This window comes from Dasania sp. GY-MA-18, from assembly GCF_024734385.1.
In the GTDB taxonomy this organism is placed as follows: domain Bacteria; phylum Pseudomonadota; class Gammaproteobacteria; order Pseudomonadales; family Dasaniaceae; genus Dasania; species Dasania phycosphaerae.
Genome location: NZ_JANHAP010000003.1, coordinates 299,142 through 320,359, shown reverse-complemented (window position 1 = coordinate 320,359; position 21,218 = coordinate 299,142). Strand labels below are relative to the sequence as shown.

Below are 21,218 nucleotides of genomic sequence, written 5' to 3'. Positions count from 1 at the left end.
GTACCAGTTGTTTGCTATTTATGAGGCCAGTTTTAATTACAGGCTTACTACTCGCCCGGTTTTTTTAGCGGCCCCAGCGCTGCTAAAGCACCAGCTTGCTTAGCCTGCGGTTGATAGGCCGGAAACTGCATTTGGCTATCCCTAAAGCTTTTTAGTGTTTGCCCCAAGCCCAACACGCCGCGCTCGCGCACTCTGCGTACATGATTGAGATCAACCTCTATCGGTATAATTTCGTTTTTTTCACCGGCCTGATGGATGACCTGTCCATCTGGGCCCACCACTATAGAGCGGCCATTACCCAGGCGTCCTGCCACGTTAATATTAAAAAAGTAACTTTGGCTGACTACTGCATTGGTTCTGGCTATAGCTAACTCCAGCTCTCTATCTATGGTGCCGGTTAAGGTAGGGCAAAGAATCACCTCGGCCCCCATACAAGCCAAGCTGCGGGAAATTTCTGGAAACCATTGGTCATAGCATATGGATATACCAAAGCGCCCTACCTCGGGCACATCAAACACCACACAGTGCTCACCCGGCGTCACGCCTTTTTCATAGGGATAAAAGGGGAACAGTTTACGATAGCGTGTTACCACCTCCCCTTGCGGGTTAATCACTGAGCTGGTGTTGTAAACATGCTCTCCCGCCTGCTCAAATAAACTGCCGGTAATTATCCACAGCTTATTTTTTACAGCTATATCACAGTAGCGTTGCTCAGCTGGGCCAGGCATGGGTTGCGCCAATTTAGTACTGGTGCCAAAAGTAGACAGCTCACTAAGCACCACCATATCAACCCAGGGAAAGACTCTTTTAACCCGTTCTATTTCTTGCTCTATAAAGTGAAAATTATCTTGATTTGATAATTCTAATTGTAGTCCCGCTATGGAGAAGTGACTCATTACCAACCCCTAGTATTCACATGGCCTCATTATTGTGCCGTACATTGTTCGACCGGCTTATGCCATTCGTGCAGTGTAAGGTAATGATTTTGCGATAGGGAAAATAGAACCAGTTGCCCAGCTTATATGAGTCCAGTTATTTTTTAGCGGATTTATTTTTTTTAAGAATAGCGTTTTCGATTAAATGCCCCTGCTCATCGAATAGCTTAATATGATTGCGCTCTAACTTAACATGGTAGACGCCTACCTCAGCCCAAGCCCAGCGACTCCACTGCCTATACCAGTAATCCCCCGCTACCCACCAACGGCCAGTATCGCAATCTTCATTGGCATAACCTGCCCGGCCAGTCATGCTGCCATCGGCATGCAGCTCTATGGTGCAGGGATCGCCATAGGCAATTAAGCAGCGCATAGTGGTATCGGACACCCGCTTGCGCAACTCTTCACCCACGTATTGCTTGCCCTTGGCGGTGGCAAAGGTCTCTATGGTATTGGCGCGCAGCTCATGGATTAATTCCCGTAGTTTTACCACCCCATCGCGAATTTTATCGTGACTAATACTGGTTACGCCCATGCGAAAACTATTTTCGGGCACATTTTTGGTCGCATAATAATGATTCATAGGTTCTATTAAAATGCCACGTTTTGCCGCCTCACGTACCAAATACTGCACCGCTAAATCGCTAGGCAAGGTCATCCAAAAAGAGGTGCCGCCTTGCGAGGGAGTAATAGTCACATCGTGTAATAAGTAGTAGTTGACCGCGTAACGCAAGGCCATCCAACGTTTTTGAAAAGTTTCATACAGATGCATTAAAAAGGTATCGTAATAACCCAAGGATAAAAAATAAGCTACTGTGCGTTGATTATTTAGCGGCGGGTGCAACACCATTAAACGCCTTAGCTTGCGGGCCTCGGCGATGAGCTCGGGGGCCGCCACCATAAAGCCCAAGCGCACGCCCGGCGCTAACACTTTCGATAAGCAAGAGGCATAGACCACGCGGTTATCTTTATCTATGCCTCGCAAGGCTGGGTGAGGATTACCCAGATAATTACTTTCAAATTCATAATCGTCTTCAATAATGAGCTGGTCGTGGCTGCGCGCCTTTTGCAATAATTGCTTGCGGCGCTGCATAGACATGGTCACCGCCGTTGGTGTTTGGTGGCTGGGGGTTACATACACTAACTGGCAATGATCTAAGCGCTCATCAACCACCATGCCATCGGTGTCCACTGGCTGATAAACCATATTGGCGCCACGCTGAGTTAACAACTGGCGCATCTCGGGGTAACCCGGCTCTTCTATGGCAACACTGCTGTTATGGTCTACCAATAGCTGGGTTGCCAGGTACAGGGCTTGCTGTGTACCTACGGTAATTAAAATTTCATCGGGGCCAGCCTGTATGCCGCGGCGCGGTAAAATTTTGCTGCGAATTTGTTCTATCAACATAGGGTCGTCAGCGTCGCCACTTTCACCAGCCCAGTCATAAATTTCACGCACCCCCAGCGCTAACCGTGAGGCTTCACGCCATTCTTTAATGGGGTATAAAGAGGTGTCGAATTGACCATCGATAAAAGGATAGGGGTATTGCTGCCAATTTGGCGGGCAAGAAAATCCCGCCGCCGTGCTAACACTGGTTTTTAAGCGCTGCTGCCATTCCGCACTAATTTTTATGGTTTTGCTAGCGCGCCCTTCAAAACCCACGCGGCCTTGTAGGACTTTGGCATTAACATAAATGCCGCTGCGTTCGCGGCTTACTAAATACTCTTCATCCAATAATTGCTGATAGGCTAACACCACGGTGTTGCGGGCCACACCCAGTTGCTCGGCCAGTTTGCGCGAGGAAGGTAAGCGCTTATCTATAGGAAAGGTACCCAAGGAAATAGCCTCGACTAATTTCTGTCGAATCTGGCTTTGTAAGTTAAGCTCGCTTTCTGGGTCTAAATAAATAATGGCTTTGCTAGTAGCCATACAAACTAACCGCCCACATCAGAAGATTTTATTATTATCCTGCTTTACTAACCCTGTTCCATCAGGGCTAGCTTGGGCCAGCAACAGGCAATTTGCAAGAGTTGTATGAGCAAACACGCGCTAGCGGCTATTAGCCCTAGCTAAAGCGCGAAAAATCTGCTGCTCGCTTTTCAAAAAATGCCGTTACCGCTTCGGTAAATTCTTCGCCTTGCAGGCCCTGGCTAAATAACTGCAGCTCTTGCGCCATGACTTGCTCTAGGCTTTGTTGTAAGGGGGCTTTTAATAAAGCCTTGGTATGTCGCAACGCTGCCGGCGCTTTTTGGGTCAGTTTGGCACACTGCACTTTTGCCAAGGCCAAGGGCTGCTCCACTACCGTATTAATAATTGCTGCCTGCTGCGCATCCTGTGCCGAAAACATTTCGCCCAGCATTAATAACTCGGCGGCTTTTACATTGCCCGCTAAGCGCGGCAATAATAATGAAGAGCCGTATTCGGGGCTTAAACCTAAATTAACAAAGGGCATGCAAAAGCGGGTATCGGGGTGGGCATAAACTAAATCGCAATGCAGCAGTAAAGTGGTGCCTATACCTACTGCTACGCCCTCTACTGCCGCCACTACTGGCTTGGGAAAGTTCGCTAAGGCCATCATAAAGCGCACCGTGGGGCTGCTACTGCTACTTAATTCGGCCGGGGCTTTTTTAAAGTCGTCCAGGTCATTGCCGCTGGTAAAAATGCCGCCGTGACCGCTTAGCAACACCACTCTTACCGCCGGGTTGATCGCCGCTTGCTCTAGCTGCTCTGCCAAGCTGGCATACATGGCTTGGGTAAAGGCATTTTTGCGTTCTGGGTTGTGTATAGTCAGTTGTAAGACTGAGTCTTGTAGCTCAGCGATAATCGTATCGGCCATGGCGGTCTCGTGTTTTTAGCAAAAAGGGATGCGACTCAACACTTAGCCTAGCCGCTTATAAATTTTTAGCGGCTAAAATATTAGTGAAATCATTACACCATGACACTAGCAGCTTTACCCATTCTGGGTGGCTATTTAAACAGGGGATTAGCGTTAGCGACTCACCGCCAGCCTCTTTAAATAATTCCGCGCCCTGCATTTCTATCTCTTCCAGTGTTTCTAAACAATCGGTGACAAAGGCCGGGCAGATCACCAGCAGGTTTTTAACGCCTTTAGCCGCCAGCTCGCGCAGGCTGTTTTCGGTGCTGGGCTCCAGCCATTTATTGCGCCCCAAGCGCGACTGAAAGGCCTGGCTGTACTCACCCTCTTGCAAGCCTGCCAACTCAACAAAATGCTGGGTGGTTTTAAATACCTGATGCCGATAACAGCTAGCGTGTGCCTCGGAGGGCTGTTCGCAGCAGTTAGCTACCTGCAAACAATGTTTTAACGTTGGGTCGGCCACTTTTAGGTGTGACTCGGGCAGGCCGTGGTAGCTGAACAAAATATGATCGTATTTTTTATCTGCCATATAAGGCTGAGCGGTAGCTACTAGGGCTTGAATATAGTTGGGGTGCTGGTAGAAGGGCTCTAACACTTTAATGCGTATATTGAGCTTATGCTTAAGCACCACTCTTTTCACTTCTTCCACCGAGGTAGTGACTGTGCTGTCGGCGTAGTGCGGGTATAAGGGGATGAATAACACTTCTCTTAAGGCGGGGTTTTGCGCCAGCTTGAGTAATTCGCTTTCTATGCTGGGCTGGCCATAACGCATGGCCAAAGCTACCGGCACATTAACTTGCGGCTGCAACGCTGCCAGTAATTGCTGGGATAAGGCTACCAGTGGCGAACCGTCTTCGCGCCATACACTGGCGTAAGCATGGGCAGACTGAGCAGGCCTGCGCGGCAATACAAACAGGCTAACAATTAAGCGCCTTAATGGCCAAGGCAACTGAATAACATAGGGGTCCATTAAAAATTGATTTAAATAGCTTCTTACTGCGCCTGCCTCAGGGGCCTCAGGTGAACCCAAGTTAGCCAGCAGTACCGCTTTATCACTCATAATGTTTCTCTATTAGTTAGCTTAATTTGTGCGTCGCTATTGTAAACCATGATGGAAAACAACAACCAGTTATTCACGAATGGGTTTTTAGATCATATCTACATAAGCATTTATTTATGATGACCCTAACTCCAAACATGGTTTACCATCGATAAACAGGAGCTAGCCCTATTAAGCCCATTTGGTAAAGCCCGCTTAATGCGCTATATCTTATAGAGTGAACGCATGATAAACACGTTTAACCCAGCACGATAACGATAAAATCAACAATAGTTAGTGAGGTTTAAGATGATATTGCAGCACGCCCTAGGCCTAATGACCCACCCCGACGACGAGTGGGAAAGTATAGAAAAAGAACACGCCCCCCCAACGACCGTCATCACCGCTTATACTTGCATACTGGCTGCCATAGCCCCCTTATGCGCCTATTTCTCCACGACTCAAATTGGTTGGCGCGTAGGCGATGGTGCCTTAATTAAACTGTCATCGGCCAGCGCCGTAGAGCTGTGTCTGTTAACCTACTTTGCCATGCTAATCGGGGTGTTTGCTTTGGGCTGGATGATAGACTGGATGGCCGAAACCTACGGCGGCAAGCATGAAAACAACGCGGCCTCAGGCATAGCCCTGGCGGCCTACTCTTCCACGCCTATTTTTTTAGCGGGCTTGGCACTACTCTACCCCGCCCCTTGGTTTAACCTGCTGGTATTTGTGGCAGCGGCCTTATACTCCTGCTTTTTAATGCTAGACGGCATTCCCATAGTCATGCATATAGAAAAAGACCGAGCGGTATTTTTTGGCGGCGCTATTTTAGCCGTGGCACTGGTACTTTTGGTGAGCACTCGCGTAGGCAGCGTGTTGATTTGGAGCGTGGGCTTTGCGCCAGAGTTTATCGGCGGCTGATCAGCGCTGCTAGCACTGTTATATATAGAGGGGATGCCATGCATCCCCTTTTTTATAATGCAGAATATTATTCAAAAAACTCACTGCCACCTGTTTGTTGCTTAGCTTGGCGTACACCTTCTATATACAGCTGCAACTCAACATGGGTAGAAGCTGGGCCAAGATCGCGGGTAATGCCAAAGTCAGCCAGCCTTAGTGTGGTAAACCCTTCAAAACCTGCGCGATAACCCATCCAGGGGTCTGGGCCTTGGCCTATGATTTTAGCTTGTATGACTATAGGCTTTTTAACCCCGTGCAAATCTAGCTCACCATGTATGTCAAAGCTCTCTTTGCCAGTGGCAACCACTTTATTACTGCTAAAAACAGCCTTGGGGAATTTTTTAACCTCTAAAAAGTCACTGCCTTTTAAATGCTTGTCACGCTCTGCATGGTTGCTATCTAAGCTAGCTGTGTCTATTACTACGCTCACATCGGAGTTTTCTATATTGCGGGCATCGTAGTTAAACTCACCGTCAAACTTTTTAAAATTACCCAGTAACCAGCTATAGCCCAAGTGTTTAATTTTAAATTGCACAAAGGCATGTTGGCCTTTGATATCAATAATATAACGTTCGGCTTCAGCCCAAGCAGGCAGGACGATTAAACAGCTTAACACTATGCCCCAGCACTGGGTTTTTAATAATCGATTAAACATAAGCTTATTTCCTTCCTAATATTTTTAATAACGTTTTATCGCCTACCACAAAGTGATGCCTTAAAGCGGCAACCGTATGCAGTAATACCATTACCATAAAGCCCCAGGCCAAATACTTATGCGCCCAGCCCGCCACATCCTCTTGCTGGACCACGCTGAGTGTAGCCGGTAGCACAAACCAATCCAGCACCGACAGGCTCTCGCCTCTGGCGGTGACTATCAAATAACCACTAAGCGCGAGGGCAAACACCAAAACATAAAACAGCCTTTGCCCCCATAGTGCCAGGCTAGCCTGGTAAGCGGGTATGCCCGGCTCGTGGTCGGGTAAAGGATTGGCTAAGCGCCAAATATAACGCAGCAACATTAGCAGGGTGGCTAACACCCCCAGCCCCTTATGCCACCACGGTGCCCGCTGGTACCAGGCGCTGTAATAATCTAACTCTACCATCCACCAGCCCAGCGCAAATAAAGCTAGCAGCCACAGAGCTAGCAGCCAGTGTAATAACACCGCCACCCAACCATAAGTAGCGCGACTATTAACTGCCCTCATGCCCGGTTACCTTTTTGAAAAAAATGACGTCATTACCTATAAACTCCAACTGCGCCCGCCATAGACCCGCTATATAGCAAAAGGTTTCCCTGGAGAAAAAACAGATATGAGTGGGATCGTTTTTATAATGCCAGCGCGCAAAGGCCGCCTGATCTTGTACTAGCTTAGTCATGATGGCCAAATAGCCCTGCTCATTGATTAACTCCCACAAGCGCGGCAATACAGTAGCGGGGCTGTGTAAGTGCTCCACCACTTCCGTGGCGGTAATAAAATCGTAGGTTTGGCTAAGGCGCTGCTCTTGCGGATAATAAAAAATATCATAGACACTCATAGGCCAGCCCGCCTCGCCCATTATTTGAGCTAACACGGGGCCGGGGCCACAACCAAAATCCAAGCCCTGGGCATTCGCCGCAATTTTATTTTGTAGCGGGTCCGTCAGCCGGGATAAAAAGCGTCTATAGCCTTCATCCTGGGCATGATTTTGGTGTAAGTCATATTCTGCTTTTTCTTGTTCGGCGCTTAGCCAATATTCCGCAGGCACATAAACTAAATGGCAACGCTGGCAGCGTTGATAACTACGGCGCCGGTCGCGATGAAATTCTGGGTTGCCCGTCAGCCCGCATAAAGTACACGGCAATGAAACTCTCCTCGTTGTTGTCGTCCCTGTTGATTAAGCTCATAATAGCGAGCCCTTCTGCTAGGCTACTACGACCACTATATTAAAGGAATTAAGGCTATGACTATACAAACCGGTGAGCAAATCCCCGCTATTGATCTAACTGTTATGGGCGAGCAAGGCCCTGAAAAATTTAATTTGCTACAACGCTGCCAAGGTAAAAAAGTCGTGCTTTTTGCAGTACCCGGCGCTTTTACCCCGGGTTGCTCTAAAACCCATTTACCGGGTTTTGTACGCCTGGCTGAAGAGATTAAGGCCAAGGGCGTAGATGAAATTATTTGCACCTCGGTTAACGATGTTTTTGTCATGGCGGCTTGGGGTGAAGCGCATCAGGCTAACGCTATTACTATGGCTGCCGATGGCAATGGTGAACTGGCTGCCGCACTGGGCTTAAGCTTAGATGCCAGCGGCAACGGTATGGGCACGCGCAGCAAGCGCTACGCTATGATTATTGATAACGCTAACGTGGGTTATATAGGCGTGGATCAAAAAGGTATAGATGTTAGCTCAGCTGAAACCGTATTAGCGCAGCTATAAGCCTGGCGGTGCTTGGCGGCAGCTCAGCTGCCGTCACACCACAGCGCTGTCAACTTGCCACCCCGCCCATAGTAAAACCGGAATTATCCCTGCTATTAAGCCATAGCTTAAACTGGCGGATGACCTTGGGCCTGGCCACAACAAAGCCCTGTATGGCATCACAACCCAGCTCCCGCATTAAATCCCATTCGGCTTTGGTTTCTACGCCTTCTGCCAAGGCGGGGATATTAAGCTCTTTGGCCAAGTGTACCGTATTGCGTATTACCGCCTGTGCCACTTCATCTTGATGCGCCTCTGTAACAAAACGCCTATCAATTTTTATACCGGTAACTGGGATTTTACTCACCCGGTCTAAGCTGGAATAGCCTGTGCCAAAGTCATCTACCGATAAACCAAAGCCCTTAAGCCGAAAATGATTTAACACCACCACGGGCAATTCATGGCCCGCATGGTAATCACTTTCCAGCACCTCTATCACTATATTACTAGGCTCTAAGCCCGCTGACTTTACCCACTGCTGATATTTAGCCGCCACATTACTATGGTGCAGGCTTTCGGGGGGCATATTAAAAGCCAAATAAGGAACCTCATGCTGCTGACACAACGCCTTGTAATCTTTTAAGGCTGAAGTAAACATCAACTCATTAAAAGGTTCTAGTAAATCAAACTCAGCCACCTGCCGTAAAAAATCGGCGGGCTGTAATAGACCTCTAGCTGGGTGTTGCCAGCGGGCTAAACACTCAACACCGATTAATGCCCCGCTGTGTATATCTACCTGAGCTTGAAAATAGGGCAGGATGTGGCCACTGCGTATTGCGCCACTGATCTCTTCTCTAGTAAAAACCAGGCCCGCATCTATTACCGGCCTAGGCGGTTTTGCGCCGCCACAATAGCGCAGTAAACGCTGCAACTTATTGGCATCTACCGGCTTTTCTATGCTGCCGGTTAAATTCAAATGGTGATTTAAAGCGGTGCTGCAAGCGGCTTTAATAATACGCTTATCGCAGCCGCTAATAATAATGATCTCACCGTTAAATTTCCGTTCACCCAGTGAACGCAACAGATCTATGCCGTCGCCCCCTGGCATCTGTAAATCACACAGCAAAATATCGGGATTAAGCTCACTATCAATTTTTGCTAACACTTGAGTGCCAGAACTGGCGGTATGGATATCGCTAACACCTATATCCTTAGTAAGCCCTACCAATAGCTGCTGTGAGAATAGATCGTCTTCGGCTATTAATACTTTCAGCTGCGATAAAATCACGATTACTCCATTTATCTCGCTTCCATTAGCTTAAGCCTAGCGCATATGCGCCCACGACGATTTAAAAAATAAGGCCTTCCTTAGATTAACAAGCAATAACAAACCGTGCTTATAATTACCGCGCCCATGATGTTTAACACCACCCCTTCGCGCACCATTTGCCTAGTTGTGACATAGCCGCTGCCATACACAATGCTGTTAGGGGCCGTAGCCACCGGCAACATAAAGGCGCAACTGGCGCTCATGGCGGCGGGCACCATTAATAATTTAATATCGATACCGGCAGCCAAACCTGCAGCGGCTAATACCGGCATCAGCAAAACAGTGCTGGCAGTATTACTGGTACACTCCGTTAAAAAGGTCACCCCCAAACTAATGGCTATCACCATTAACCACACAGGCCAGTAAGCCAAGCCCGCCAAGTTGTCACCTAACAGGCCACTTAAGCCAGACACTGAAAAGGCTTTGGCCAAACAGATACCACCACCAAACAGCAGCAACACCCCCCAAGGAATACTGCAGGCCGTAGGCCAATCCAGCAGCCGCTGCGGCTCACCCTGCGCATTGTTAGCTCCGGGCACAATAAACATCAAAGCCACGGCCAATAAAGCTACCGAGGCATCATTGGCCTCAGGCATATTCAGCCAATGGCTCCAGCCACCAAAAGGTTCTTGCCGGGTGATCCAGGCCAATGCCGTAAGCGCAAAAATAGTGAGTACCCGCCGCTCTGCCACCGACCACTGGCCCACAGCCTCTATATGAAAGCCCTCTTTATAGTGCAGCGAGCGACCCAGCCACCAAGCCGCCAGCGGTATCATGCACAGCACCACCGGCAAGCCCCAGCCCATCCACTGGCTAAAGGTAATCACCTCACCGGTGCTCTGTTCATAGACCTGCATAAACACCAGATTAGGCGGCGTACCTATAGGGGTGCCTATGCCCCCTATGCTGGCGGCATAGGCCACCCCCAACATTAACGGCAGCGCCAGCTGTTTATCCTCAGACTTTTCCAATACCGCGATTGCCACCGGCAACAACATTAAGGTGGTGGCGGTATTGGATATCCACATACTTAATGCCGCCGAGGCCAGCATAAACCCCAGCAACAACTGGCGGCTGGAACCGCCACCGCATAGCCTCACCATAGCCAGGGCCATGCGCCGGTGAGCGCCACTGCTCTCCATGGCTTTGGATAGCATAAAGCCCCCCAGCAGCAATAGAATTAAAGGGCTGCCATAGGCCTGCGCCACTTGGTTTTTATCCAATACGCCGGTGAGCTGAAACAGGGCCAGAGGCAGCAGTGACGTCACCGGTATGGGTATGGGTTCAAAAATCCACCACAGCACACAGAGCAGGCCCACCGCCGCTGTGATAGCAATTTGGCTATTAAATTCCAGTGCAATTAAAGCCCCGTAAAGCGTTAGCGCTAATAAGGGCCCTAGATAAAGTAGGGCGTTACGTATAACTACCATTTGATTATGCCTGACCGTGCTTATTTGTTTTATTAGGCCGCAAGGGTACCATTGACGCTATGAATACGCCTAGCTCAGCTCTACCCAGCCACACCCTGGTCGACAAATTTGGTCGCCACGTGGACTATGTACGCATCTCCGTCACTGACCGCTGTGATTTTCGCTGCGTTTACTGCATGGCCGAAGACATGACTTTCGTGCCGAGGCAGCAGGTACTGAGCTTAGAAGAGCTAGCCTTAGTGGCAGATGCCTTTACTGAGTTAGGGGTCAAGCGCATACGCCTCACCGGCGGCGAGCCCTTGGTGCGCAAAAATATTTTATCGCTAATAGAACATATAGGCGGCATCGCCAGTTTAGATGAGCTTACCCTCACCACCAATGGCTCACAGCTACAAAAATATGCCGGTGAACTCAAAGCCAAAGGCGTAAAGCGCATTAATATTAGCCTGGACAGCCTAGACCCCCAGCGCTTTAAGCAGCTCACCCGCACTGGCGACTTACAGCAAGTACTTAAAGGCATAGACAGCGCCATAGCGGCAGGTTTTGAGCGCATCAAAATCAATGCGGTGATATTAAAAGGCCGCAACGAGCACGAAGTCTTAGACTTGGTGAATTTCGCCTGTGACAAAGGCATAGACATCGCCTTTATAGAAGAGATGCCGCTGGGCTTAATAGACGAACACAATCGCCAGCTCAGCTTCTATTCCAGTGATGAAATACAGCAGCAACTAAGCCAGCAACATACGCTTAGCCCCATAGACGAACACACCGGCGGCCCCTCACGCTATTATGCACTGGCCAATAGCCATACGCGGGTGGGCTTTATCTCACCGCACAGCCATAACTTTTGCCATTTATGTAACCGCGTGCGGGTTACTGCCGAAGGCCGCTTATTGCTCTGCCTAGGTAACGAACACTCGGTAGACTTGCGCGCCATTATCCGCAACGGTGGCGACAAAGCCGCCTTAAAACAAACCATCATCGCGGCTATGGACTTAAAACCCGAGCGCCATCATTTTGAGCTAGACGACAGCCCCCAAATCCTACGCTTTATGAATATGACCGGCGGCTAGCCGCAATCTGTGACCGCCATAACAAAACCACAGCCTTTTAGCCCTCATTATTAAAAAGACTTGCCTAGACAAACACGCCGCTTCTATCATAGGCGGCACATGGCCCATAACACGCAGTCACTCCAATAACTCTAACAGGCCTGTTGGTTCGCTCATGACTAGCTGGAACTATCGCATCATCAAAAAAACCGACCCGCTCAATAATGAGCAGGTCTACCAAGTGCATGAAGTGTATTACAGCAGCAACGGCGCAATAGAGTGCTGGAATGACAACCCCGTTGAGCCCATGGGGGTTAACACCGCCGGCCTACGCAATGATATACAAGCTTTTTTAAGCGCCTTTAGATTACCGGCCATGCAGCAACAAATTATCAACGGCCGCCACACCTTGGTAGAAGAACAGTTGCCCGCCAACAAGCCCGATAGCTATAACGACTACCAACAAAAAACCGAACGCGCCATTAGCTATATCAATCAAATTTTAGGCAACAACCTCATACTCAAAAAAGACCCGGCTCTGCGCCAGGCCTTTGAAAAAGTTGACTTGGCCCTGCACGATCTCAAAAACCTCGCAGCCGCCGAACACCAAGCTTTAATTAGCCCTTTAAAAAGCAGCGGCTAAGCCCTCAGCCAAATCAATTTTTTACTATATACTTAGCCGTTATGACTAAGTGCTACCCAGCCAACACAACTAACCACCGCCTACACCAGCAAGCGAGAGCCTAGCCATCAGTACTACCAGCAGCCACTTCGAAACCTTAGATGCGCTAATTCAAAATGACAATGGCGCTTTCTCTAGCTTGCTCAATTTTTGTTACCCGCAAGCCGAGCAAAAACCCAGCCAGTTAAACCTCGCTCAGCTACTGGCGCTACTGCGTAAAATAGACCATCTAGACAGCAAACAATTACTACCCACTCTAGAGCAACAGCTAGACCCCTTAGAAAGCCTGAGCCAAGAGCACTACGCACAGCTGCGCTTTTGCGAGCAATTATTCAGCAACTACTGCCTAGGCCATAAGTTAGCTGGCGAAATACAGCAGGCACTAAACCCACTACTGCTCATCATGGCAGACTTACAATTAAACAACGCAAAGTGGGCTTGGCAGCCACACCCCTTTATAGACTTGCTAGCCAATATACAACAACACTGTATAGGCTGGTATGCCAATGACAACAGAGCCAGTCAACGTTTTTTACAGCAATTACAGCAAGCCATTGCCAAGCTAATAACCAACTGGCAGCAAGACAAGCTGGACTATCAGCACAACAGCCTCAAGGTGTTTTTTGAGCAACACGATGCCCGCATTAGCAAATTAGAGCAGCGCGTTATCGCCGCCGAAAGCGGTGCCTTAAAAGCCAAACGCAGCCAACAAATGGCCACCCGCATTATTAATGAGAAAATGGAGCAACAGCTACTACCTAGCTGTATACAAGATTTTTTACAAAATAGCTGGCACGAATCCATTATCTTGCTGCTGATTAACAGCGAAAATATGCAGGCCGAGTTTCACCGTTTAAAAAAACTTACCGAAACCTTTATCTGGACTTTTAAACCCTACGACCCAGAAGATAACGACACCCAGCAGCGTATCTATAGAGTGATAGGGCATTTACAGGAAGAGCTGGCCGAAAATTTAGCCAGCCTTAAACACCAACCCGACAAACTCGCATCAACATTGGCTACTATAGAAAGCCAACACCTGCGCATATTAAAAGGCGAAGCTATAGAGCGCAGCCCCTGCGTGCTACTAGACAATAATCCACTCAATGACAGCCACACCAAAATTAGCGGCAACTTATTAAAAAAAGTGAACCAACTAAAGCCACAACTTTGGCTTAGCCATAAAGTAGACGGGCAAGTACAGGCGATTAAATTATTATTAAAACTCAGTGACAGCCAACAACTATTGTTCAGCAATTACCTAGGGGTAAAAGCCTGCCAATACAGCTATGAAGAAATGGCTTACAAACTCTCTAACAATAGTATTACTGCACTACCGCATCAGTGCCGTATTATGCAAACCGCCTCCATATTGTTAGAAAAACTACTCAGCGCTCAACAACAGGCACTGCAAAAAAACCTAGCACTAGCAAACGAAAAGAAAAAGCAACAACAGGCGCAAGTACAACAACGTTTAGCCGACCAGAAAAAAGCGCTGGCCGAAGCCCAGGCTTTAGCCCAACAAAAACAGCGCCAACAAGAGCGTCTGGCGGCCGTACGCCAGCCCGAGCTTTCCTTCAACGAGCAACAAAAATACAGCCTACTATTACACAAACTTAACACTGGCGGCCGAGTACGCTTTTATCGCAATGGCCAAGCACGCGAGTGCAAGCTTGCGGCCATTACCAAGCAAGCCAGCAATTATATTTTTGTAAACCAGCAGGGCATTAAAGATTGCGAAGTTTTAAAACAAGAGTTAATCGCGCAGCTAGCTACCAAGCAAGCTGAAATTCTGGATAATGGCGACCACTTTGAAGATGCCCTATCAAAAGTTGTCAACAGCATACGTAACCGTAAATAAGGCACCAGCGATGAATAATAATGAGAAACGCAGCGAAAGCCGAGTCAGCGAGCAAGCCACCATTTTTGTAGAAACCTATAGCAGCGGCTCATTTGGCGGCACCAAAGTGGTGATCTGTAACAGCTTGGATATCTCCGCTAACGGCCTGCAATTTCAAATGGATGAAAAACCGGAGTTAGGCAGCATACTGCGCCTATTCGCCGAATTTAACGACCAGCAAGCGCCCATGCAGCTGATAGGTGAAGTTAAGTGGGTGGTGCCTCAGGGGCAGGACTTTAATATAGGCTTTGCGATTTACGACGCCGAAGACACCGATATTATCCAATGGAAACAATTAATTGCCCAGCGGCTACAGCCCGAGGATAACGCCTAGCCCCCTGCCAGCCTAGGCAAAAAAAGCCCGTACGCGCTTGTATAGCGCTAACGGCATCATTACACTGCGCACAATCATCAATTTTCCTTTCGCAACGCTACAGACCACCGCCAGCCGTCGAAAGGCAACGGAGTAAGACCTTGCCAGAGTTAGCCACCCAGCGCATACAACAACTTAGCCAAACCGACGCCTTCCAGTATTTAAAAGAGCTGCAACGCGGCATAGAAAAAGAGAGCTTACGCACCGATACTAGCGGCCTGTTAGCCCAAACCGACCACCCCCAAAGCCTGGGCTCGGCACTGACTCACCCCAGAATCACCACCGACTTTTCTGAAGCCTTATTAGAATTAATCACCCCAGTATTCCCTACTATTGATGGGGCTTTAGCCTCATTGGATGAAGTGCATACCTACGTGTACTCACAGCTGGACAATGAGCTGCTATGGACCGCCAGTATGCCCTGCCAACTACCTGCTGATGAGCAGATACCGGTGGCCCGCTATGGCAGCTCCAATGTTGCAGAAATGAAAACCACCTACCGTATAGGCTTAGGCAATCGCTATGGCAGAGCCATGCAAACCATTTCGGGCATACATTACAACTTCTCACTACCCGAAGCTTTGTGGCCACATTTGCAACAGCAAAGCACAGCCGAGTTACAGGCGCTATCACTGCAAGACTATAAAACCGAAAGTTACTTTCATTTAATTCGCAACTTCCGCCGCATCTCCTGGCTGCTGCCCTATCTCTATGGCGCCTCCCCCGCGGTAAGCAAATGTTTTTTACAGGGTCAGCAACATAATTTGCAAGCGCTGGACGAAAGCACTCTCTACCTACCCCATGCTACCGCTTTGCGTATGGGCGACTTCGGCTACCAAAGCAATGCTCAAAATGGCTTAGCGATTTGCTACAACACGATTGCCAATTACATAGAAACGCTCAAGCAAGCGATAGTGACCGAGCACCCCGACTACCAAAAAATCGGCATTAAAAAAGACGGCCAGTATCAACAGTTATCCACCGCCTTATTACAAATTGAAAATGAATTTTATAGCACCATACGCCCCAAGCGCGTCACTAAATCAGGGGAGATTCCCCTAGGTGCTCTACAGCAACGCGGTGTTGAATACATAGAAGTACGCAGCATAGACGTAAACCCCTATTTACCGCTGGGCATAGACAAAGATCAAATTCGCTTTATCGACTGTTTATTATTATTTTGCCTGTTCGATGACAGCCCTAAATGCGATGCCGACGATAGAGCCCGCATAGACGCAAATTTTAAAGCGGTAGTAAACCACGGCCGCCAACCCGGGCTACAGCTGCAACAACGCTCGGGCAATATTGCCATGACCGACTGGGCCGAAGAATTATTACAAGGCATGACAGCCATGGCCAAACATTTGGACCAGTTACACGGCGGCGATAATTACCAACGCGTATGCCAACAACAATTAGAAAAACTGCACAACCCAGCGCTCACGCCATCGGCTAAAATTTTAGCGGACATGCAACAAAACCAACAAAGCTATTTTGAATTTGCGCTGGCGCAATCACAGCAACACTACGCCAACTTTACCCAGGCTGCAGTCAGCCGCGAGCTAATGGATGCCTTTCAAAGTGCAGCTAAAGAATCTAACCAGCGTCGCCAAGCCATAGAAAGCGAATGTAATATAGATTTCGATCAGTACCTGGCCAATTTCTACCAACAGTATCAGCAGCTATAATAACGCTGCCCCTGCACCATGAACTATCTTGCCCACTTTCATTTAAGCCACGGCAAACAGGGTTTGATGATAGGTGCATTATTGGGGGATGTCGTTAAAGGCCCCTTAAAAGGCGTATACCCTAGCGAGTGGGAGCAGGGTATACAGCTGCATCGCCGCATAGATGCCTATACTGACAGCCATCCATTAGTGCGGGCCTGCCAGGCTCGCTTCCCCAAAAAGTTTCGGCGTTTTAGCGGCATTATGCTGGATGTAGCCTTTGATCATTTTCTCAGCCAGCACTGGCAGCAATTTCACCCGCAAGCCCTGCCACAGTTCAACGCCGAAGTTTATTCTTTACTCGATAACACCCGCTGGCCAGCAACGGCACAAGCTCATGCCCAGCGCATAGCCAAACATGATTTGCTTAATCATTACCAGGAATGGGACTTTATACTTGAAGTCATCGCCAGCATAGGGCGACGCCTGCGCGTGGCTAATCCGCTGGCCGAAGCTGATCAGATACTGCCTCAACACTATCAATATATGGCACAGGCTTTTACTGAGTTTTACCCACAGCTACAGCAGTTTGCTAGCGCCGAAAAATTAACCATGGGTGAAGACTTAGCGCTGAACAATAAAAGAGTCGAATAATAAATCGACAATAAACTCTTCACCTTCTTCCTCTATCAACAGTTCACGCACCGCCGCCAAAGCCGACTGGCGTAATAACTCACGCCCTTCCATAGAAGACATTTGCTCATCCGTTTGCTGCGACAACAACATGACTAAAGTGTGGCGGATGTAAGGTAAATGATGACGCACCTGTGCCATGCCGTTTGCCCCGCCACCGGTTTTCACCCGCAAGGTAATCGCCGTTTTTAAATAACGTAAGCGCCCTACACCACCGTAGTTCACCACAAAGGCTGGCTTTAATGCAAAATAAGCGGTAGTCGGTGCCGCCTCATCGCCTTCGGCAGCTTCCTCCTCTTGGCCAAATGCCACAGAGCCACATAATAAAATCAACAATACAGTAAGCAGCTTGAACATAGCTTGCATGATTATTCCCTATCTTTAGTGATGCGGCACATGATATGCGCTGAGCGCCTACAACGCCACTTTAGCCTTGAGCAAAAAGCTCATTTGCCCTAATGTAGCAGACCACATAGAGGAACTCATTAATGATTGCCAGCAGCCCACGTCATATCAATATTTTTTTTCTAGTCTCTGTTATCGGCCTGATGGGCTATGGACTTTATAGCCAATATGTCATGGGCCTAATCCCCTGCCCACTATGCATGACACAGCGCATAGCCTACTGCTTAATTGGCGCATTTGCGCTTATCGCTATTATCGACAATCAACGCTACAAAATTTACAGCGCGCTTATCCTATTGGCCAGCCTAGGTGGCCTCGCCGCCGCTGGCCGCCAAGTATGGATGCAGCATCTGCCCCCCGAGTTAGTGCCCGCCTGCGGACCCAGCTTAGAGTACATGCTGGAAACCTTCCCCTTTGCCGAAGCCTTAAAAATGCTAGTACTGGGTGATGGCAACTGCGCGGAAGTGGATTGGTCATTTATAGGCCTGAGCATGGCCGAGTGGTCGTTGGCCTGGTTTGTTGGCTTTTTCGGCCTAGCCCTGTGGCAACTCTTACGCAAGCAGCCTTCAGCCGCATGATTAAAGGGCTTAGCATTTTATTATTTTTTCAATGCTTAGGTGAGTTAATCCGCAGTTACACCCAAGTCGCTCTGCCAGGCCCGGTGATAGGTATGCTGCTATTGTTTGCCGCGCTGTGCCTGCGCGGCGGCGTTGCTAAATCCTTACAAAACGCCAGCCAATCGCTGATTGGCCTGATGACCTTATTATTTGTGCCGGCTACCACTGGCCTGTTTTTTTTAAGCGCCCAAATTATGTCACAGTGGTTGGCTATAGCCGTGTCGCTGGTTGCAGGCACAGTGCTGTCACTCATTTTTAACGCCCTGTTAATGAAACGGCTGGTAAAAATGCATGAGTGATTTGTTAAGCCCCAGCAGTGCTTGGTATAACGACTTTATTTACAGCCCACTGTTTGCCATTAGCCTCACCCTCATCTGCTTTCAACTTAGCCAGCAGCTATACCTGCGCAGCCAGCGCTTTGCACTACTGCACCCCACCATAGTTTGCGCGGCTGTTATCGCCCTGTTGATTAAACTACTAGGGATTAGCTACCAGCAGTACTTTGAGAGCAGCTATATACTCACCCTATTACTAGGCCCCACCACCGTAGCACTGGCCATACCGCTGTATCAAAACGCCAAATACATACGCCAGCTATTTGCCCCCATAGCCATCACTCTGGTGTTTGGTGCTAGCTTTGCTGCCCTTTCAGCCGTAGGCCTGGCCTATGCCATGGGGGCCAGCAACGAAACTTTATTATCGCTATCGACCAAATCACTCACCACTCCCATTGCGATGAACGTCAGCGAACTGATTGGCGGCCATACCGCTTTAGCGGCAGGCGGCGTGATGGTCACCGCCGTCACCGGGCTATGCTTTGGGCCGCTGATTTTGCGCTGGCTGCGCATACACGATGATAGGATTTGGGGCTTTTGCTTAGGTATTACTGCGCACGGTACCGCCACCGTGTTAGCCTTTGAGCGCAACAGCAAGGCCGGTGCCTTTGCCAGCTTAGCGCTATGCTTAACCGGCAGTTTTAGCGCCATTGTTATACCCATAGTGGTAAGCTGCTTGAAATAAGCACGGCCAGGGCAAGTATGCCTTGCCAGCCAGGTCCGGCTCACTTATATTCAACAGCAAGCATGCTTATAACAAGAATACGCAGTTACAGTTAATATTGGCTACTGACGTAGGGAAGCACCTCCCATCAAGCAGTTAGGTATTAGGGGACTTACTATGCTAGACACATGCACCATAGAAGAGCGCTGGAGCGGCGTTAACGATATGATAGAGCGCTGGTTAGAAGAGCGCCAAAAACTCATTGTTGAGTTTTGCGCCGCCGGTGAAGATCACAAAAGCGCCGAACAGCTGCATAAACGCCTGCAGAACTTTTGCCAATTATTAGTAGACTATGTTTGTGCCGGCCACTTTGAAGTGTATTACCAGTTACTGCGCGAGGCCGAAGAGTTTAAAGACGGCAGCGCCAACATCGCCCAAGGCCTGCTACCCGAGCTAAACGAAAACACCTCTATAGCGATGGAGTTTCACGACCAATACGCCGAAACTGACCCCAGCACCCCACTCAATGATTTGTCGACTAAACTTTCTAAACTGGGCGAAACGCTAGAGCTGCGCTTTGAAATAGAAGACCGCTTAATCGATGTGATGCACAACGCTCACAAGGCCGTGGTTGCCAGCGAAGCCTAAACGGCCGGGTAAAAAAACACCCTAGCGAATCAGCTCAGCCTGCCGATATAAAGGCTTAACTCTTATTGCCATGCTCTGGTGCCACTGCCAGAGATGGCGTAAAACTATGACCAAGGCGAGAACGGCCAATGCCAGTACTGCACAGCAGTCGTAGCCCACGAATGCTGCAATCTTATATAACCCCCGTCAAACTTAGCGCGCTACTATTAGCGGCCCTACTGCTCAGCGCCTGTGATAACAGCAAAACCCCTGAGCACAGCGTAGAAGTCGCGGTTAAGGGCCTGTACAGCGGCGCCATTAGCCAGGATGGTAAACTCAGCGTGATAGGCTCCATACACCACGGTGGCAGCCTGTGGCGCAGCAGCCAAAACGAACGGCTGTTTAACTGGAATCACAAACAGGGCGAGTACAGCAACATTATTGCTAGCGGTTTCTCACCGGAGGGCGACTTTGCCCTCACCGCCGACCACCAAACCATGGTGCTATGGTCTACCCAAAACGGCCAAGCGCTAACCTTTTGGACAGCCCCCAGCCAAGTACACGACATCGCCCTCACCAACAATGGTAACTTTGCCTTTTTAGGCCTACACGACGACAGCGCCGTTTTATTTGATGTTAAGCGCGGCGGTATTAAACGCAGCTTTTACCACCGTAATAGAGTCACCGCCGTCGCCCTCAGTGACGACGGCAAAATGGCCCTTACCGGCTCAGATGATAACGACGCCAAACTCTGGGATGTTAGTAACGGCCAAGCCTTATTTACCTGGACCCACGCCGACGAAGTCGTAACCGTGGCCCTAAGCCCCGCTGGCGATAAAGCCTTTACCGTAGCCAAATACGACAAGGCCGCACTGTGGGACACCCGCAGCGGCAAGCTACTAGGCGAGCTACCGCTGCGCGCCAGCAGCCTGCGTCGCGGCCAAGCCTTTACAGCAGCCAGTTTTTCCAGCGATGGTAAGCAATTACTTACCGGCAGCTCTGATAGAAAAGTACAGCTATGGGACGTCAACACACTCAAACCCCTGGCCAGCTGGACCGTACCCAAACGCGACCCAGTTAAACCCACCAGCGCCAGCATCGTGGCAGTAGGGTTTAGCGCCACCAGCGGTAAATACCTAGCACTGGCCTCCAATGGCTTTAGTCTTGTTTTAAAGCGCTGACGCGCTTTAGCTACAAGCTACAAGCTACAAGCTACAAGTAGCCTAGCTGGGACCA

General features: G+C 49.1%; 23 protein-coding genes. 13 read left to right on the top strand and 10 right to left on the bottom strand.

Translation table 11 applies throughout. The features are described from left to right. Positions 1-47: 47 nt before the first annotated feature. The 4 genes from NO559_RS05640 to hemH form a co-directional block, all read right to left on the bottom strand. A complete protein-coding gene (locus tag NO559_RS05640) occupies positions 48-896 on the bottom strand; it encodes a carbon-nitrogen hydrolase family protein (protein ID WP_258330823.1) in 849 nt (282 codons plus the stop codon). 136 nt (positions 897-1,032) lie between these two features. Then, positions 1,033-2,865, bottom strand: coding sequence for a PLP-dependent aminotransferase family protein (locus NO559_RS05635; RefSeq protein ID WP_258330822.1), 1,833 nt, complete (start codon positions 2,863-2,865; stop codon positions 1,033-1,035). A 136-nt stretch (positions 2,866-3,001) separates the two neighbouring features. Then, positions 3,002-3,772, bottom strand: a complete 771-nt coding sequence (locus NO559_RS05630) for an enoyl-CoA hydratase (protein WP_258330821.1) — start codon at positions 3,770-3,772, stop codon at positions 3,002-3,004. Positions 3,773-3,827: 55 nt separating this feature from the next. Continuing rightward, complete coding sequence (hemH, locus tag NO559_RS05625; protein ID WP_258330820.1) at positions 3,828-4,871, bottom strand: ferrochelatase; 1,044 nt, start codon at positions 4,869-4,871, stop codon at positions 3,828-3,830. A 288-nt stretch (positions 4,872-5,159) separates the two neighbouring features. On the opposite strand from hemH, the gene NO559_RS05620 reads away from it, so the two are divergent. Then, the gene (locus NO559_RS05620; RefSeq protein WP_258330819.1) at positions 5,160-5,771 is read left to right on the top strand and encodes a Yip1 family protein; all 612 of its coding nucleotides are present in this window, start codon (positions 5,160-5,162) and stop codon (positions 5,769-5,771) included. A gap of 67 nt (positions 5,772-5,838) precedes the next feature. Here NO559_RS05620 and NO559_RS05615 read toward each other — a convergent pair whose 3' ends face one another. From NO559_RS05615 to NO559_RS05605, 3 genes are read right to left on the bottom strand one after another with little or no spacing between them, the layout of a single operon-like run. Next, positions 5,839-6,465: a YceI family protein gene (locus tag NO559_RS05615; protein WP_258330818.1), complete on the bottom strand. Its 627-nt coding sequence runs from the start codon at positions 6,463-6,465 to the stop codon at positions 5,839-5,841. Between the two features lie 4 nt (positions 6,466-6,469). Then, a complete protein-coding gene (locus NO559_RS05610) occupies positions 6,470-7,015 on the bottom strand; it encodes a cytochrome b (RefSeq protein ID WP_258330817.1) in 546 nt (181 codons plus the stop codon). Further along, positions 7,002-7,652, bottom strand: coding sequence for a class I SAM-dependent methyltransferase (locus NO559_RS05605; protein ID WP_258330816.1), 651 nt, complete (start codon positions 7,650-7,652; stop codon positions 7,002-7,004). The genes NO559_RS05610 and NO559_RS05605 overlap by 14 nt, the downstream gene beginning before the upstream one ends. 99 nt (positions 7,653-7,751) lie before the next feature. Between NO559_RS05605 and NO559_RS05600 the strand changes: the two genes are divergently transcribed. Further along, positions 7,752-8,228, top strand: a complete 477-nt coding sequence (locus tag NO559_RS05600; RefSeq protein WP_258330815.1) for a peroxiredoxin — start codon at positions 7,752-7,754, stop codon at positions 8,226-8,228. 49 nt (positions 8,229-8,277) lie between these two features. On the opposite strand, the gene NO559_RS05595 is transcribed toward NO559_RS05600, so the two are convergent. Further along, entirely contained in the window at positions 8,278-9,495 is a 1,218-nt protein-coding gene (locus tag NO559_RS05595; protein ID WP_258330814.1) for an EAL domain-containing protein, read from the bottom strand. Between the two features lie 80 nt (positions 9,496-9,575). Next, positions 9,576-10,967 (bottom strand): SLC13 family permease, encoded by a 1,392-nt coding sequence (locus tag NO559_RS05590; protein ID WP_258330813.1) that lies wholly within the window; start codon positions 10,965-10,967, stop codon positions 9,576-9,578. Positions 10,968-11,026: 59 nt separating this feature from the next. Between NO559_RS05590 and moaA the strand changes: the two genes are divergently transcribed. The 6 genes from moaA to NO559_RS05560 all read left to right on the top strand — a co-directional run bounded on the left by moaA (position 11,027) and on the right by NO559_RS05560 (position 17,295). After that, complete coding sequence (gene moaA / locus NO559_RS05585) at positions 11,027-12,040, top strand: GTP 3',8-cyclase MoaA (RefSeq protein WP_258330812.1); 1,014 nt, start codon at positions 11,027-11,029, stop codon at positions 12,038-12,040. A 154-nt stretch (positions 12,041-12,194) separates the two neighbouring features. After that, positions 12,195-12,662 carry a hypothetical protein gene (locus NO559_RS05580; RefSeq protein WP_258330811.1) on the top strand — a complete coding sequence of 156 codons (468 nt, stop codon included), beginning with the start codon at positions 12,195-12,197 and terminating at the stop codon, positions 12,660-12,662. A 178-nt stretch (positions 12,663-12,840) separates the two neighbouring features. Then, a complete protein-coding gene (locus NO559_RS05575) occupies positions 12,841-14,562 on the top strand; it encodes a DUF1631 domain-containing protein (RefSeq protein ID WP_258330810.1) in 1,722 nt (573 codons plus the stop codon). 10 nt (positions 14,563-14,572) lie between these two features. Then, positions 14,573-14,935: a PilZ domain-containing protein gene (locus tag NO559_RS05570; RefSeq protein ID WP_258330809.1), complete on the top strand. Its 363-nt coding sequence runs from the start codon at positions 14,573-14,575 to the stop codon at positions 14,933-14,935. A gap of 140 nt (positions 14,936-15,075) precedes the next feature. After that, positions 15,076-16,662, top strand: a complete 1,587-nt coding sequence (gene gshA, locus NO559_RS05565) for a glutamate--cysteine ligase (protein ID WP_258330808.1) — start codon at positions 15,076-15,078, stop codon at positions 16,660-16,662. Between the two features lie 18 nt (positions 16,663-16,680). After that, complete coding sequence (locus tag NO559_RS05560; RefSeq protein ID WP_258330807.1) at positions 16,681-17,295, top strand: ACP phosphodiesterase; 615 nt, start codon at positions 16,681-16,683, stop codon at positions 17,293-17,295. Here NO559_RS05560 and NO559_RS05555 read toward each other — a convergent pair. Next, a complete protein-coding gene (locus NO559_RS05555) occupies positions 17,266-17,700 on the bottom strand; it encodes a flagellar basal body-associated FliL family protein (RefSeq protein ID WP_258330806.1) in 435 nt (144 codons plus the stop codon). The two genes, NO559_RS05560 and NO559_RS05555, sit on opposite strands and share 30 nt — an antisense overlap. Before the next feature lie 122 nt (positions 17,701-17,822). Between NO559_RS05555 and NO559_RS05550 the strand changes: the two genes are divergently transcribed. The 5 genes from NO559_RS05550 (at position 17,823) to NO559_RS05530 (ending at position 21,163) form a co-directional block, all read left to right on the top strand. Continuing rightward, positions 17,823-18,317, top strand: coding sequence for a disulfide bond formation protein B (locus NO559_RS05550; protein WP_258330805.1), 495 nt, complete (start codon positions 17,823-17,825; stop codon positions 18,315-18,317). Continuing rightward, positions 18,314-18,655, top strand: a complete 342-nt coding sequence (locus NO559_RS05545; RefSeq protein ID WP_258330804.1) for a CidA/LrgA family protein — start codon at positions 18,314-18,316, stop codon at positions 18,653-18,655. The genes NO559_RS05550 and NO559_RS05545 overlap by 4 nt, the downstream gene beginning before the upstream one ends. Further along, positions 18,648-19,376, top strand: coding sequence for an LrgB family protein (locus NO559_RS05540; RefSeq protein WP_258330803.1), 729 nt, complete (start codon positions 18,648-18,650; stop codon positions 19,374-19,376). Before NO559_RS05545 ends, NO559_RS05540 begins: the two co-directional genes overlap by 8 nt. Before the next feature lie 156 nt (positions 19,377-19,532). Beyond that, positions 19,533-20,003, top strand: coding sequence for a sigma D regulator (rsd, locus tag NO559_RS05535; protein WP_258330802.1), 471 nt, complete (start codon positions 19,533-19,535; stop codon positions 20,001-20,003). A gap of 161 nt (positions 20,004-20,164) precedes the next feature. Beyond that, positions 20,165-21,163 (top strand): WD40 repeat domain-containing protein, encoded by a 999-nt coding sequence (locus NO559_RS05530; RefSeq protein WP_258330801.1) that lies wholly within the window; start codon positions 20,165-20,167, stop codon positions 21,161-21,163. Positions 21,164-21,218 lie beyond the last annotated feature (55 nt).